This is a genomic window from Kribbella sp. NPDC020701 (genome assembly GCF_055562215.1).
In genome coordinates, this window is sequence record NZ_JBVHFT010000004.1 from 186,616 (window position 1) to 202,217 (window position 15,602).

14 protein-coding genes are annotated in these 15,602 nt (G+C 67.8%); 10 read left to right on the top strand and 4 right to left on the bottom strand.

Annotated elements, in window-relative coordinates:
- Positions 1–283: 283 nt before the first annotated feature.
- Positions 284–2,167, bottom strand: coding sequence for an ABC transporter ATP-binding protein (locus tag ACZ3HV_RS11095; protein WP_465683857.1), 1,884 nt, complete (start codon positions 2,165–2,167; stop codon positions 284–286).
- A 179-nt stretch (positions 2,168–2,346) separates the two neighbouring features.
- Between ACZ3HV_RS11095 and ACZ3HV_RS11100 the strand changes: the two genes are divergently transcribed.
- From ACZ3HV_RS11100 to ACZ3HV_RS11125, 6 genes are all read left to right on the top strand, one after another.
- Positions 2,347–3,123: a TetR/AcrR family transcriptional regulator gene (locus ACZ3HV_RS11100; RefSeq protein ID WP_465683149.1), complete on the top strand. Its 777-nt coding sequence runs from the start codon at positions 2,347–2,349 to the stop codon at positions 3,121–3,123.
- 35 nt (positions 3,124–3,158) lie between these two features.
- Complete coding sequence (locus ACZ3HV_RS11105) at positions 3,159–3,827, top strand: TetR/AcrR family transcriptional regulator (protein ID WP_465683151.1); 669 nt, start codon at positions 3,159–3,161, stop codon at positions 3,825–3,827.
- A complete protein-coding gene (locus ACZ3HV_RS11110; protein ID WP_465683153.1) occupies positions 3,827–5,560 on the top strand; it encodes an ABC transporter ATP-binding protein in 1,734 nt (577 codons plus the stop codon). The genes ACZ3HV_RS11105 and ACZ3HV_RS11110 overlap by 1 nt, the downstream gene beginning before the upstream one ends.
- Entirely contained in the window at positions 5,557–7,632 is a 2,076-nt protein-coding gene (locus ACZ3HV_RS11115) for an ABC transporter ATP-binding protein (protein ID WP_465683155.1), read from the top strand. The genes ACZ3HV_RS11110 and ACZ3HV_RS11115 overlap by 4 nt, the downstream gene beginning before the upstream one ends.
- Positions 7,633–7,721: 89 nt before the next feature.
- Positions 7,722–9,053, top strand: a complete 1,332-nt coding sequence (locus tag ACZ3HV_RS11120; protein ID WP_465683157.1) for a hypothetical protein — start codon at positions 7,722–7,724, stop codon at positions 9,051–9,053.
- Entirely contained in the window at positions 8,980–9,975 is a 996-nt protein-coding gene (locus ACZ3HV_RS11125; RefSeq protein WP_465683159.1) for a nucleoside hydrolase, read from the top strand. Before ACZ3HV_RS11120 ends, ACZ3HV_RS11125 begins: the two co-directional genes overlap by 74 nt.
- 37 nt (positions 9,976–10,012) lie before the next feature.
- On the opposite strand, the gene ACZ3HV_RS11130 is transcribed toward ACZ3HV_RS11125, so the two are convergent.
- Positions 10,013–10,354, bottom strand: coding sequence for a hypothetical protein (locus tag ACZ3HV_RS11130; protein WP_465683161.1), 342 nt, complete (start codon positions 10,352–10,354; stop codon positions 10,013–10,015).
- A 71-nt stretch (positions 10,355–10,425) separates the two neighbouring features.
- Between ACZ3HV_RS11130 and ACZ3HV_RS11135 the strand changes: the two genes are divergently transcribed.
- Positions 10,426–10,788: a helix-turn-helix domain-containing protein gene (locus tag ACZ3HV_RS11135; RefSeq protein WP_465683163.1), complete on the top strand. Its 363-nt coding sequence runs from the start codon at positions 10,426–10,428 to the stop codon at positions 10,786–10,788.
- 37 nt (positions 10,789–10,825) lie between these two features.
- Here ACZ3HV_RS11135 and ACZ3HV_RS11140 read toward each other — a convergent pair whose 3' ends face one another.
- Both ACZ3HV_RS11140 and ACZ3HV_RS11145 read right to left on the bottom strand, forming a co-directional pair.
- A complete protein-coding gene (locus ACZ3HV_RS11140; RefSeq protein WP_465683165.1) occupies positions 10,826–12,019 on the bottom strand; it encodes a M20 metallopeptidase family protein in 1,194 nt (397 codons plus the stop codon).
- Positions 12,016–12,936 (bottom strand): 5'-3' exonuclease, encoded by a 921-nt coding sequence (locus tag ACZ3HV_RS11145; protein WP_465683859.1) that lies wholly within the window; start codon positions 12,934–12,936, stop codon positions 12,016–12,018. Before ACZ3HV_RS11145 ends, ACZ3HV_RS11140 begins: the two co-directional genes overlap by 4 nt.
- A gap of 125 nt (positions 12,937–13,061) precedes the next feature.
- Between ACZ3HV_RS11145 and ACZ3HV_RS11150 the strand changes: the two genes are divergently transcribed.
- From ACZ3HV_RS11150 to ACZ3HV_RS11160, 3 genes are all read left to right on the top strand, one after another.
- Complete coding sequence (locus ACZ3HV_RS11150; protein ID WP_465683167.1) at positions 13,062–14,246, top strand: endonuclease/exonuclease/phosphatase family protein; 1,185 nt, start codon at positions 13,062–13,064, stop codon at positions 14,244–14,246.
- Between the two features lie 48 nt (positions 14,247–14,294).
- Positions 14,295–14,735: an Lrp/AsnC family transcriptional regulator gene (locus ACZ3HV_RS11155; protein WP_360367636.1), complete on the top strand. Its 441-nt coding sequence runs from the start codon at positions 14,295–14,297 to the stop codon at positions 14,733–14,735.
- 180 nt (positions 14,736–14,915) lie between these two features.
- Positions 14,916–15,581: an HAD family hydrolase gene (locus tag ACZ3HV_RS11160; RefSeq protein ID WP_465683170.1), complete on the top strand. Its 666-nt coding sequence runs from the start codon at positions 14,916–14,918 to the stop codon at positions 15,579–15,581.
- Positions 15,582–15,602 lie beyond the last annotated feature (21 nt).

The window sequence follows — 15,602 nt, forward strand, 5'->3', positions numbered from 1 at the left end:
CGAGGATGGGAACGGCTTGCCCGACCGGGAGCTCGATCGCGCGCACGGACCGCGGCGACGCGTCGACGATCAGGTCGAGCTCGGTCTGCTCACCGACACCGAAGGGGAGTGACCCACCCTCGGGATCCCAGAACGCGACCCGCCCCTCCCGTGGTGGATCCGCCGGCTTGAACACCACCGCACACCCAGCCAGCTCCTGCCCCACCAACCCGAACGCCCTCCTGCTCACCCATCAAGACCAGCCGACGAACCCCACCCACCTCTCGGACCGCGAAACGGCCGCCTAGACCGTGACCACCTCCGACGCGCCCTCGGTCCCGGGCTGGTCGAACTGGGTGCGGTAGAGCTCCTCATACCGCCCGCCGGCGGCCAAGAGGTTGCCGTGCGTGCCCTGCTCGACGATTCGGCCCGCCTCGATCACCAGGATCTGATCAGCGGCACGGATCGTGGACAACCGGTGGGCGATGACGACCGCCGTACGCCCGGCCAGTGCCTCGGTGAGCGCGGCCTGGACGGCAGCCTCGTTCGTCGAGTCCAGCGCCGCGGTCGCCTCGTCGAGGATGACCACCCGCGGTTGCGCCAGCAGCAGCCGGGCGATCGTCAGCCGCTGCCGCTCACCACCGGACAAGCGGTACCCGCGCTCGCCGACCACTGTGTCCAGCTGATCCGGCAGCGATCGGATCAACTCACCCAACCGCGCCCGCGTGAGCGCATCCCACAGTTCGTCCTCGCTCGCCTCGGGCCGCGCGAGCAGCAGGTTCTCCCGGATGGAGTCGTGGAAGAGGTGACCGTCCTGCGTGACCATGCCGAGCGTCTCCCGCAGCGACTCGGCCGACACATCACGGACATCGACTCCGCCCAGCTTCACCGCGCCCGAGTCCACGTCGTACAAGCGGGGGATGAGTTGCGCGATCGTGGACTTGCCGGCGCCGGACGAACCGACGAGCGCGACCATCTGCCCCGGCTCGGCGCGGAACGACATGTCGTGCAGCACGTCGACACCGCCGCGCGTGTCGAGCTTCGCGACCTCCTCGAGCGACGCCAGCGAGACCTTGTCCGCCGACGGATACGCGAAGCCAACCCCGGAGAACTCCACCGACACCGGACCCTCGGGCACCCGACCCGCATCCGGCTTGTCCTTGATCAGCGGCTCGAGATCCAGCACCTCGAAGACCCGCTCGAAGCTGACCAGCGCCGTCATGACCTCGAGTCGCGCACTCGCCAGCGCGGTCAACGGCGAGTACAGCCGGGTCAGCAGCAGCGCCATCGACACCACCGCACCCGCGTCGAGCTGACCGCGCAACGCGTAGAAGCCGCCCAGCCCGTACACCACGGCCAGTGCCAGCGCCGAGACCAGCGTCAACGCGGTGACGAAGATCCACTGCACCATCGCGGTCCGCACGCCGATGTCGCGCACCCGCCGAGCCCGGATCGCGAACTCCGCCGACTCCCGCGCCGGCCGTCCGAACAACTTCACCAGCGTCGCGCCCGGCGCCGAGAACCGCTCGGTCATCTGGGTGCTCATGGTCGCGTTGTAGTCGGCCGCCTCGCGTTGTAGCCCGGCCAGCCTGGTGCCGATCCGGCGGGCCGGTACGACGAAGACCGGCAGCAGTATCAGCGCGAGCAGAGTGATCTGCCAGGACACCCCGATCATCACCACCAGCGTCAGCACGAGCATCACCAGGTTGCTGACCACGCCGGACAGGGTGTCGCTGAACGCCCGCTGGGCGCCGATCACGTCGTTGTTCAGCCGGGAGACCAGCGCGCCGGTCCGCGTCCGGGTGAAGAACGCGATCGGCATCCGCTGGATGTGGTCGAACACGGCCGTCCGCAGGTCCAGGATCAGCCCCTCACCGATCCCGGCCGACAGCCATCGGGTCAGCATGCTGATCCCCGCCTCGGCGATCGCGATGACCGCGATCAGTACGGCGAGTTGCAGCACGACGCTGAAGGCCTTGCCGTCCACGATCGCGTCGACCACCTTCCCGGCCAGCACCGGTGTGGCGACCGCGAGGACGGCCGCGACGATGCTGAGCACCAGGAACCAGACCAGCTGCTTCCGGTGTGGCCTCGCGAAGGCGAGGATGCGTTTCAGTGTGGCCCGTGAGAACGGGCGTTTCTCGTCCTGGGCGTGCATCGCGTGGTACAGCGAGTTCCACGCGGTCATCTCCATGCTCACGGCTGTGCTCCGATGAATCGGTCGATCGGGAAAGGTCGATGATTCCGGACACCACCGACAAAACCCGACGCTAGAACCTCGACAACCCTTGAGGTCAATCGCTTTCTCACTGCGTACACTGTACGACGTAACCGGACCACCCTAGCCAATCCGGAAGAGTCGCGCACATGAAGCAGGAGTACAGCGGCAGCGGGGACCCGGCGAAGAGCCTCGAACTGCTGTGGCGCCGGCGTCCGCAGCCGACCCGCGGACCAAAGCCGGCCCTCACGGTCGACCAGATCGTCGAGGCCGCGGTGCGGGTCGCCGACACCGAGGGCCTCGCCGCGCTGTCGATGCGCAGGGTCGCCGACGAGGTCGGGGCCGGCGCGATGACGCTGTACCGCTACTTCCCCGGCAAGGGCGAGCTCCTCGACGTGATGCTCGACAACGTGTACGGCGAACTGCCGCGACGCGACGTGGATGGCGGCTGGCGAGCCAGGCTCGACGAGGTCGCCCGGGAGAATCGCGAGCTGTACCTGCGTCACCCGTGGATGCTGCACGTCGCCGTCAGCCGGCCGCCGCTCGGTCCGAACGTGATGGCCAAGTACGAGTACGAGCTGGCCGCGGTCGAGGGGATCGGTCTGACCGACATCGAGATGGACGACACCGTGGCCTTGGTCAACGGTTACGTGCACGGCGCCGTGCGTACGGCGGTGGAGGCGCGGCAGGTGATCCAGCGGTCGGGGATCACGGACAAGGAGTGGTGGCTGGCGCACGTACCGCACCTGGACCAGATCGGCGACAGCAAGAAGTTCCCGCTGGCGTCCCGGGTCGGGACGGCGGTCGGGAATGAGTTCGACGCCCCGTACGACTCCGATCATGCGTTCGAGTATGGTCTCGAACGGCTCCTGGACGGTGTTTCCACGCTGGTGGCGAACCGGTCTGCGCCACAAGCGTCAAGGTAGTTGTGAGTGAGTACTCACTCAGTTAACCTCGAAGCGTGACTCCACGAGCGACTCCACTCCCACCCGAAGAACGGCGCGCCGCCATCGTGCGGGCCACGCTGCCGTTGCTGGAGGAGTACGGGACCGAGGTGAGCACCAAGCAGATCGCCGAGGCGGCCGGGATCGCGGAGGGCACGATCTTCCGCGCGTTCGGGAGCAAGGACGCGCTCATCGACGCCACCATGGCGGCCGCCATGGACACCACCGACCTGATCACGGCGCTCGAACGGATCGACCGTTCACTGCCGCTGCGGGAGCGGACCATCGCCGCCGTGGAGGTCGGCCAGAACCGGTTGCGGGGCGTGTTCAAGCTGATGTTCGCGCTGCGGCTCCGGCGGCCACCCGATCTCAAGTCCACGCCGATGGACGAGGCCCGCCGCAAGCGGCAGTCCGACCTCGCCAACGCCGCGTTCGCCGAGTTGCTCCGGCCGGACGCGGACCAACTGACGTGCTCGCCCGAGGACGTGGTCCGGATGATCGGCATGCTCACCTTCTCGGCGACCCACCCAATGATTTCCGGCGGCCACGTGCTGACCGCCCAGGAGATCGTCGACTTCGCGTTCGACGGTGTCCGCAAGCACGACACAGGTCAGCCACTGGCCACCGAGGACACCGCCGAGTTCGCGCTCGACGGTGCCCGCCATCACGACTCTGGGGAAGATTGATGTTACTTCGCATCTTGCGTACGCGCCTGCGTCCGTACGCGGGAAACCTGTCCCTGGTGGTCGTCCTGCAGCTGATCGGGACGATCGCCTCCCTCTACCTACCCAAACTGAACGCCGACATCATCGACAACGGCGTGTCCAAGGGTGACACCGCCTACATCATGCGCATCGGCGTCTGGATGCTCGCGGTCAGCCTGCTGCAGATCACCTGCACGATCATCGCGGTGTACTTCGGCGCCAAGACGGCGGCGTTGTTCGGCCGCGACGTCCGCGCCGCGGTCTTCCACCGGGTCGGCGAGTTCTCCGCCCGCGAGGTGAACCAGTTCGGCGCGCCGACGCTGATCTCCCGCAGCACGAACGATGTCACCCAGATCCAGATGCTCGTCGTGATGGGCTGCACGATGCTGGTCGCGGCGCCGATCACCATGATCGGTGGCATCTTCATGGCGGTCCGCCAGGACGTCGGGCTGTCCTGGCTGGTGGCGGTCGCCGTACCGTTGCTGGCGGCATCGGTCGGGTTCATCGCCAGCCGGATGGTCCCGCAGTTCCGGAAGATGCAGAAGAACATCGACGGGGTGAACCGGGTACTGCGCGAGCAGATCACCGGCATCCGGGTGGTCCGGGCCTTCGTCCGGGAGCCGCACGAGGTCGAGCGCTTCGGCGAGGCGAACGCGAACCTGACCAACACGGCGATCCGGGCCGGCCGGCTGATGGCGCTGGTCTTCCCGGTGGTGATGCTGATCCTGAACATGTCGAGCATCGCCGTGCTGTGGTTCGGCGCCTCCCGGGTGGAGGACGGGACGATGCAGGTCGGCGCGTTGACCGCGTTCCTGAGCTACCTGATCCAGATCCTGTTCTCGGTGATGATGGGCGTGTTCGTGATGATCATGGTGCCGCGGGCCTCGGTCTGCGCGGACCGGATCACCGAGGTGCTCGACACCGATTCCTCGGTCAAGCCGCCGGCCACCCCGATCAGCACCTTCACCGGGCGCGGGCAGCTGGTCTTCGAGAACGCCTCCTTCCAGTACCCGGGTGCCGCCGAGCCGGTCCTGCGGAACATCAGCTTCGTCGCGTCGCCGGGCCGGACGACCGCGATCATCGGCAGCACCGGCGCGGGCAAGACCACGCTGCTGTCACTGGTGCCGCGCCTGTTCGACGCGACCGGCGGGCGGGTGCTCGTGGACGGCATCGACGTACGCGACATCGAGCCGGAGGCGCTCTGGGAGCGCATCGGGCTGGTGCCGCAACGGCCGTACCTGTTCTCCGGGACGGTCGCCAGCAACCTGCGCTACGGCAACCCGGACGCGACCGACGAGGAGCTCTGGGAGGCCCTGGAGATTGCCCAGGGCAAGGACTTCGTCGAGGCGATGGCCGAGGGGCTGAACGCGCCGATCGCGCAGGGCGGCACGAACGTGTCCGGCGGCCAGCGGCAGCGGCTCGCGATCGCGCGGGCGCTGGTCCGCAAGCCTGAGATCTACCTGTTCGACGACTCGTTCTCGGCGCTCGACCTGTCCACCGACGCCCGGCTGCGCGCGGCGCTGCGGCCGATCACAGCGGACGCCTGCGTGGTGGTCGTCGCGCAGCGGGTGTCCACGATCATCGACGCCGACCAGATCCTCGTCATCGAGGATGGCGCGATCGTCGGCAACGGTACGCATGACGAGTTGCTCGAGACCTGTCCGACGTACGTCGAGATCGTCGAGTCCCAGCAATCCGCGGAGGAGGCGGCATGAGCGAGGAACAGCAGACGCCGCCGGCTTCTCCCAACGGTCAGGGACCATCGGCCGAGGGTAGCGGTACGACGAAGACCGTGAAGGCGACCGAGCGGCCGACGACCGGCCGTGCGTTCGGCCCACCCGGTGGGATCCCGGGCGACAAGTCGATGAACTTCCTGCCGTCGGCGAAGCGGCTGCTCGGCCGGCTGCGACCGCGCGCGTTGCAGGTGGGTGTCGTGATCATGCTCGCCGTCGCCAGCGTCACGCTGTCGGTGCTCGGGCCGAAGATCCTCGGCCGCGCGACCGACATCATCTTCTCCGGCGCGATCGGCAAGCAGTTCCCGAGCGGCATGAGCAAGGAGCAGGTGATCGAGCAGACCCGGGCGGCCGGCAACGGACGGCTCGCGGACCTGCTCGGCGGGATCGACCTGATCCCGGGCGTCGGCATCGACTTCGATGCCCTCCGCAACGTCCTGCTGGGAGTCATGGCGCTCTACGTCGGCGCGTTCTTCCTGTCCTGGATGCAGGGCTACATCCTGAACGGCGTGGTCCAGCGGACGATCCTGGACCTGCGGTCCGAGGTCGAGGCCAAGCTGAACCGGCTGCCGCTGAGCTACTTCGACGGCGCGCCCCGCGGTGAGCTGCTGAGCCGGGTGACCAACGACATCGACAACATCTCGACCAGCCTGCAGCAGACGCTGAGCCAGCTGCTCACGTCCCTGCTCACGGTGGTCGGCGTGGTGACGATGATGTTCGTGATCTCGCCGGTGCTGGCCCTGATCGCGCTCGTCACGATCCCGATCTCGATGGTCCTGACCGCGGCGATCGCCAAGCGGTCGCAGGTCCGGTTCGTCGCGCAATGGCGTCATACCGGCGCTTTGAACGGCCAGATCGAGGAGGCGTTCACCGGGCACGAGCTGGTGAAGGTCTTCGGCCGGCAGAAGGAGATCGAGGCGAGCTTCGCGCAGAAGAACGAGGAGCTGTACCAGGCCGCGTTCGGCGCGCAGTTCATCTCCGGACTGATCATGCCGCTGATGATGTTCATCGGGAACGTCAACTACGTGGTCATCGCGGTTCTGGGTGGTCTGCGGGTGGCGTCCGGCACGTTGTCGCTGGGTGATGTCCAGGCCTTCATCCAGTACTCGCGGCAGTTCACCCAGCCGCTGACGCAGGTGGCCTCGATGGCCAACCTGCTGCAGTCCGGGGTGGCCTCGGCCGAGCGGGTCTTCGAGGTGCTGGACGCCGAGGAGCAGGTGCCGGACGACGCGACACCGGAGAAGGTCACCGATGCGCGTGGACGGGTCGAGTTCGAGCACGTGTCGTTCTCGTACGCCCCGGAGAAGCCGCTGATCACCGACCTGAGCCTGGTCGCCGAGCCCGGCCAGACGGTCGCGATCGTCGGCCCGACCGGTGCCGGCAAGACCACCCTGGTCAACCTGATCATGCGGTTCTACGAGTTGAACGGCGGCCGGATCACGCTCGACGGCGTGGACATCACCGAGCTGACCCGGCACGACCTGCGGTCGCGGATCGGCATGGTGCTCCAGGACACCTGGCTGTTCGGCGGGACCATCCGGGACAACATCCTCTACGGCAACCTGAACGCCACCGAGGACGACATGCTGGCCGCGGCCAAGGCGACGTACGTCGACCGGTTCGTGCACAGCCTGCCGGACGGGTACGACACGGTGATCGACGAGGAAGGCAGCAACGTCAGTGCCGGTGAGAAGCAGCTGCTGACCATCGCACGAGCGTTCCTGGCCGACCCGCAACTGCTGATCCTCGACGAGGCCACCAGCTCGGTCGACACCCGCACGGAGGTCCTGGTCCAACGGGCGATGGCGGCTCTCCGCTCCGACCGTACGAGCTTCGTGATCGCGCACCGCCTGTCCACCATCCGCGACGCCGACCTCATCCTCGTCATGGAGAACGGCTCCATCGTCGAACAGGGAACTCACACCGAGCTCCTGACCGCCGACGGCGCCTACGCCAGCCTCTACAACGCCCAATTCAGCGGCGCAGTAGCAGGCATAGACGAAGAACCCCCCGCCATCCCCACCCCAGTAGGAGCCCCAGCCGCCCGCCGCTAACCCAAGGAAGGGGACGCCATCCCGGCGTCCCCTTCCGCCCCTGTGGATAACTTCCGCGGCGTCGTCGCCGAGTATGAGCTACTTGATGCATGGCGACCGAACCCGCAGAATCCGTCCGCGCACGAGGCACCGCGGCTGCTCATCGGGTGGCCACCAAGCTGGGGATCGCCGGCCACGACGACATTCAGACATTGCGCGACGCCTACCTCGTTGCGTACGAGTTTCCGGCACCGCTGATGGTCAGGATCGCTGACGACATGCTTGCCGATCTGCGTGCTGATGTCGGCTCACGCCGTACCGGCCGCGTCGTCGCACTCGGACGCGACGGACACAGTCTCGCGCTGGCAATGACCAGGCTCGACAGTCGGTTCGTCCGGCGGCATGTCTCGAACCTTGTCTTGTCCAGGGCGCTTGTCGAGAACGCCCTCCAGGATCTGGAGAACCACCAGGGTCTGAAGTTTCCCCAGGTCCACGGCTATCGGCGCGTGGCACCGCGGGTGGATCCAGCGGACACGATCGGTGGATTCCGGGTGCTCAGCGACTACCTGCAGGCACATCAGGTGCCAGTCGGCGCGCCGCACAGCCGGGTCACGGTGTTCGACACGAGCTTCAAGGGGACGGTGCAGGAGCTTCTCGCGGCGGCGTACCCGGAAACGACCTTCACCGGGCGGTACGCGTTCTTCGGCGAATCACCGCACGATCCGCATCCGGGCAGCAAGAAGGGCTACGAGGTTCATCTGAACGCCTCGGAGACGCGGCAGGGCCGTCCGTTCTACGACCTCCCCGCCGAGGAGTCGAAGACCTTCGCACATCAGCTCGCGCTCAACAGTGTCGAAGAGCTGCTCGACGGTCCGATGACGAGTCCGGTGCGGCTCCGCGCCGACGGTCCAGCCCAGACCGGGCAACGCAACGAGCCGGCTCTGCTCGTGGGCCTGAGCCAAGGACTCGTCTCGCCACGACTTCGGCAGTTGCGGGTGCGTGAGGGTGTGAAGGTGGTGAATCTCCTCGCGGTCGCGGACTGCGCGCAGCACGCGGCCTCGCTCCGGGACTCCGGCGGAGACTACCGTCGAGGGCTGGAGGCCGGTGCTCAGCGATATCGCACCGAGATTCGAGCCTGGATCGGCGGCGGCGAGACCGATCCTCGGCTCAAGGAGTTTCTCGACTCATTCGTTCACCGAGCCGACAAGCAGCACGCGGAGCTCCTCCAACGAACGCTGGAGGGCGCACGGATGACCGCGGGGGACAGCGCTCCGATCTGGGCTGCGTACGACCGTTGCGCCAGCGACGACGACAAGCGGGTGTTCGTACAGAATGTTCTCAACTCAGCACAAACAGGCGGAGGTATGCATGGGCGGCAGCCGGAGCGAAGGGGATCCGACCAGCGACTGGCTGGCGCTCGTTGGGCTGAGCGAGAGTCATGAGGAGCTGGGTGACCTCGCCGACGCGCTGACGTCGGGTGGGCCACCGCCGCCGGTCGGACGGCCGCCGATCGCCCGTGCGCCGATGATTATTGACACGGATATTGGTGGGGATCCGGATGACACGGTGGCGTTGGTGGTGGCGGCTCGGCGGGTGGCGGAGTTGGCGTTGGTGATCACCAGTGATGAGTACGGCGGGGAGCGGGCTCGGTTTGCGCGGTATCTGCTGGATCTGGTGGGGCGGCCGGATGTGAAGGTGGTTGCCGGGTCGGATCTTGGGAACAGCCGGTTGTACTTCGTCGACGGGCTGTTTCCGGCCGACGTGCCGAAGCAGCCGGATGATGTCGTCTCGGCCGTGGTTGCCGTGTGCGGGTCTGTGTCGGGGCGGATTCGGTGGGTGGGGATGGGGCCGTTGTCGAATCTGGCGACCCTGCAGGACGAGCGGCCGGACCTGGTTGCGCGGATGGTTGTGACACAGATGGGTGGGGCGATCAAGTACCGCGATCCGTCGCGGGCGGAGCACAACTTCCGGGTGGATCCGGAGGCGGCGATCCGGATGCTGCCCGCGCTCGAACCCTGGCTTCCCACGCTGGTCGTCTCCGATGTCACGTTCAGCGAGGCCATGGAGATCACGGCCGATTCACCGATCTACCAGCGGTGGACCCGCCCGGACGCGCCGCCGTGGGCGAGGATCCTCCAGTCGCATCTCGACCGCTGGATGGAGCGCTACCCGGGCTCGATGCAGCACGACGCGCTCACCCTCGCGGCCGCGACTCTCTGGCCGGGCATCCGGTTCGCCCGGGAGCGGGTCGCGCTCGACTCCATCGCGCGGATGAGCCGTAGTGAGCTGGGCACCGAGATCATCATGTCGATCAGTGCCGACTACAGCGCCTTCATGTCCTGGCTCGATGCTCAACTGAACTAGAGCGGGCGCCACCCCACAGAGGAGTGGCGCCCGTGTCTCAGTTCTTCGGTACGACGAGGTGCGGCCGGAGCGCGAGCAGGACACCCAAGGTCGCGTACCCGATCAGCAGATGCGTCCCGCCGATCCACCGGGAAGCTCCGTCACCGAAGACGACCATCGACGGCACGGTCACGATCGCCCAGCTCTCCGCGACCAGCGGCCACCAGCGCAGTACGCCGCGCCAGCGTCCGGCCACCGCGATCTTCACCGCGATCACCGCCATACCGATCATCGACAACGGCCAGCAGATGTCCATCGGGACCAGCCACGCCGCGTCCTGCAGGTTCGACGGGAGTACGCCGTGCAGCAGCGACCAGACGCTGGCGATCCCGAGGATCACCGCCTCCACCTTCAGCAGTACGGTCGAGTTCCCAGTGGCACGGGTCTTGAACTGGATCGCTGTTCGCCGCCATGCCGGCCGGTGCGCGCGGGTACCTGTTGAAGGGCGCGAACCAGGCCGAGATCGTCCGCGCGATCACCGCGGTCGCCCAGGGCGAGGCGATCTTCGGCCCGGCGATCGCCCGGCGCGTGGCCGAGTTCTTCGCCGCGGCGCCCGTCGCCTCGGCCGGCAGCCCGTTCCCCCAGCTCACTACCCGCGAGCACGAGATCCTCGCGCCGGTCGCGGCCGGCCGCTCGAACGCCCAGATCGCCACCGAGCTGTACCTGTCTCCGAAGACCGTCCGCAACAACGTCTCGAACATCTTCGCCAAACTCCACGTCGCCGACCGCGCCGAAGCCATCATCCAAGCCCGCAACGCCGGCCTCGGCCGCTGAGCCCAGGGTTCCCTGGCAGAGTTCCTGGGCCCGGCTCCTAGGTCCGGGCGATGCGGCGTACGGCGAGTTCGGCGAGGAGGGCGGCGGCGTCGGGGAGGATGGCGTCGTCGAAATCGGCCAACGGGGAGTGGTTGTCGGCGGCGGCATCGGGGTTGGCGGTGCGGCAGGCGCTGAGGTTGAGGTAGACGCCGGGGACCTCCTGCAGGACGTAGGACATGTCTTCGGCGCCGCACCTCGGATTGGGGCGCTCGCGGAACCTGTCGGGGCCGAAGAGATCGACGATCGTACTCCGGGCGAACTCGTACTCCGCGGCGTCGTTGACCGTCACCGGGTAGCCGATCTGGTAGTCCACCTCCGCGGTGAGGCCGTGCGCGGTCGCCAGCGCCTCGACCAGTTGCACCGACGCCTGCTGCACCTTGGCGCGGGCCTCGGCGGAGAACGTCCGTACCGTCGCGTCGAAGAACGCGTCGTCCGGGATGATGTTCTCCTTCGTCCCACCCGCGATCCGCCCGACCGTGAGGACGACCGGGTCGAACACGTCGAACTGCCGCGTCACCATGGTCTGCAACGCCCCGACCATCTCGCAGAGCACCGGGATCGGGTCCTTGCCGCGGTACGGGATCGATCCGTGGGTCCCGGCTCCGACGACGCGGACGTGCAACTGGTCGGCCGCGGCCATGAACGAGCCGGGCCGGCTGCTCCACATCCCCAGCGGCTGGCCCGCGGACCCGACGTGCAGACCGTAGGCGGCATCCGCCCGACGTCCGGCCGCGTCCAGCACACCTTCGCGGATCATGATCGGCGCGCCGCCGCTGGTCTCCTCGCCGGGCTGGAACATGAACACCACGTCGCCGGCCAGCTCGGCCTGCAGCGAGGAGAGGATCTTGGCCGCGCCGACGAGTCCCGCGACATGGAGATCGTGGCCGCAGGCATGCATCATCCCGGGATGCTGCGACACGTACGGCACGTCGACCCGCTCGGTCACCGGCAGCGCGTCCATGTCGCCACGCAGCAGTACGACGGGACCTGGTCCGCGACCACCCCGCAGTACGGCGGTGACCGAGGACAGCTCCTTGCCGAGAGTGATCTCCAGGGGCAGACCCTCCAGCGCGTCGAGGATCAGGCGCTGGCTCTTGGGCAGCTCGAGGTCGTACTCCGGAACCTGGTGCAGCGCGCGGCGGAGCGTGACGATCTCGTCGCGGAACTGCTCGGCGAGCTCGCGGGTGCTCACGCCTTCGGGCCCAGGTTGAGCGCGGACATGACCCGCTGGGCGCTGCCGCCGAGCTCGAGCAGCTCGACCAGGTCCAGCCAGCGCTCCGGGTCCTTCACCTCGTGCGGGATCGTCGGGTCGAAGGTGCCGACCGGCGCGTCCTTGGCGACCGCGACGACCTTCGGCGCGACGTCGAGGTAGTCGGCCGCCTCCAGGATCTTCCGCTTCACCGACGCCGACATCGGCGTACTCGCGTCTGCGGCGGCGGCGCGGATCGCGTCCAGATCGCCGTACGCCGTGACGAGTGAGGCGGCCGTCTTCTCGCCGATGCCCTTCACCCCGGGCAGTCCGTCGGAGGCGTCACCACGGAGGGTGGCGAAGTCGGCGTACCGATTCGCGGGGATGTCGTACTTGGCGAGCAGCGCCTTCTCGTCGTACACCTCGGCCCGGCCGACGCCGCGCGCGGCGGTGTACACGACGCGGATGCCGCGGCTGTCGTCGATCAACTGGAACAGGTCGCGGTCGCCGGTGACCACGTCGACCGGCATTGTCGCCTGGTGCGAGAGCGTGCCGATCACGTCGTCGGCCTCGTGGTCGGGCGCGCCCACGATGGCGATACCGAGTGCCTCGAGGCAGGCGCGGATGTACGGCACCTGGACCTCGAGTCGGTCCGGGACGTCCTCGACCTGCTCACCCTTCGGCGTGACGAACTCGACCCGCTGCGCCTTGTACGACGGGATGAGTGCGACCCGCCACGACGGGCGCCAGTTGTCGTCCCAGCAGGCGACCAGATGGGTCGGCCGGTGGTTCTCGGTCAGCCGGGCGATGAAGTCGAGCAGCCCGCGGATCGCGTTGGTCGGCGTACCGTCGGCGGCCTTCATCGTGTCCGGCACGCCGAAGAACGCGCGGAAGTAGAGCGACGCGGTGTCCAGCAGCATCAACCGCTGAGGTCTGTCAGCCATGGGCAGATGCTTTCACAGCGCGCCGACAACTGCGACGAACTCTTGCCAGACCGCCAGGACCGGCCAAGGATCGGGTCAGCGTCACCCAGGGAGGGGATCGTATGCGCCGGTCGCTGTTGTACAGGTTCACTGTCGCCATCGCAGTCTTCGGGCTGATCGCCGTACCGCTGCAGGCCGCACCTGCCGGAGCCGTCGTGGACAAGCCGGTCAGCGTGATGACCCGCAACATCTATCTGGGTGCCGACATCCAGCGACCGATCGAGGCGACCGCCGGGCTGACCGGTGCCGCAGCATTCGTCGCCCTCGGCAACGCGAACCACGTCACCCGGGCCATCGTCGACCGGACGAACTTCCCGCGCCGCAGTCAACTCCTCGCCCGTGAGATCGCCGGGGCGAAGCCGGATCTGATCGGCGTCCAGGAGGTGGCGCTGTGGCGGCACGGGCCGCTGGAGCTGCCGGGGTCGGGCAGTCCAGGGGCGCTCAACGCGACCACGGTCGACTACGACTTCCTGGCGATCCTGCTCCAGGATCTCCGCCGGCAAGGCGTTCCGTACAAGGCGGTCGTCGTACAGCAGGAATCCGACGTGGAGGCGCCGGCCTTCCTCGGCAACCCGTTCACGGGTACGGCGACCGACGGGCGGGACGTGCGGCTCACCATGCGCGATGTGATCCTGCTGCGTGCCTCGAGCAACCTGCGGGTGCTCGACTCGGGAAGCGGGCAGTACGACCACAAACTCGTGCTCTCGCTGGCTGGTCTGCAAGCATCGTTCGTTCGCGGATACAACTGGGTGGATGTCGCGCACGGCTCGGGGCGGTCGTTCCGGTTCGTGAATACTCATCTCGAAGCCTTCAGCTCGGATCTGGCGCTGGCCCAGGCGGTGGAGTTGCTGACCGGCCCGGCGGGTGATCGCGGGCGGACCACGATCATCGGATGCGACTGCAACTCCGATCCGCTGAACAGTTCGGTCAAACCAACGGATCCGCTCAGGACGCCGCACAACGGGCCGTACAACTTCATCACCGGCCCCGGCGGGTTCACCGATCTCTGGCTGACCTGGCGGCCCGCGTCGGAGGGGTGGACGTCCGGACTGAACGAGACCGTCGACGAACCGGCGCCGCCGTCATTCGACCACCGGATCGACATGATCTTCGCCCGGCCGGCACCCGGTGAGCACGTTCGCGTGATCGCCGGCGAGGTGACGGGTGCGGACAGCAGCGCCAAGGATCCGGTCACCGGCTTGTGGCCGTCCGACCATGCCGGGGTGGTGCTGACGCTGTCTCGCTGACGTGAGAACGCATGCGGGCGCGCGCCGTACTCAAGTAGTGTCTCCAAGATGGAGGACCTGGACCGCAAGATCGTGGGGCTGCTCGCGTCCGACGGCAGGATGAGCTTCACCGACCTCGGCAAGGCCACCGGCCTGTCCACGTCGGCGGTGCACCAGCGGGTGAAGCGGCTGGAGCAACGCGGCATCATCCAGGGGTACGCGGCGAAGGTCGACCACACCGCCCTCGACCTCCCGCTGACCGCCCTGATCTCGATCCGTCCGATCGACCCGTCCCAGCCCGACGACTCGCCGGAGCGCCTCCGCGAGGTCCCCGAGATCGAGTCCTGCTACTCGGTAGCCGGCGACTCCAGCTACATCCTCGTCGTCCGCGTGGCGTCCCCCGCGGCCCTCGAAAACCTCCTGGCGATCATCCGAGCCCGAGCCAACGTCTCCACCACCACCACAATCGTCCTCAGCACCCCCTACGAACGCCGCCCACCAGCCTTCTAACCACACTGGTCAAAGGACACCGCCTTCGGCGGCGAACAGCTCCTTCGGCCGGCTCCGATGGCTGGTTTCCGACCGCGGGGCTGACTCGAATGCAGACGGTTTGCGGTAAGTAGTTTGCGGTGAGAGGCCCTGGCGGTTTTGTTCCGCAAAGCGACACTGGGGCCGGGATAGGGTCGGCGTGTGCGCAGAGTCCTTTTGAGTGATCTGTTCAGCACTCTGGTTCCTGGTGGTGAGGCCGAGCGGGATGTGATCCACGCACAGATGGCTCAGGTGTTGGGGGTCGACCCGGTGGCGTTCGCTCGGGAGTTCGAGGCGACCTCGCGGGAGCGGTTTGTCGGCGCGTACGGCGACCTGCCGAACACGATCCGGGTGATCAGCCGCCGCGCCGGCGGCGACCCCACGGACGAACAGGTGCAGCGGGCAACGAACGTCCGGCAGGGCCTGTCCCGCCGGCTGGTGGACGCCGTACCGGCCGGCACACTCGTCGCCTTGGCCGGGCTGAGATCGGCCGGTTGGCGGATTGGGCTGGTCAGCAACATCACCGCCCACACCGAGCTCCAGTGGCCGGCGAGCCCGCTTCCGCCGTACTTCGACGCGACAGCGTTCTCCACCCAGGTCGGCGCTGCCAAGCCGGATCCGAAGATCTACCTCGCCGCCTGCACCGCGCTCGAAGTGCCGCCAGCCTCATGTGTGTACGTCGGTGACGGACGCGACAACGAGCTTCAGGCGGCGGCCGCGCTCGGTATGTACGCGATCCGGACGACGGAGCACTCGGACAGCGACCCGAGCTGGACCGGCCCGACGGTTTCGTCGTTCACCGAGCTGCGCGCGCTGCTCGGGGTGTGATCAGACCACCTCGAGGGGAAC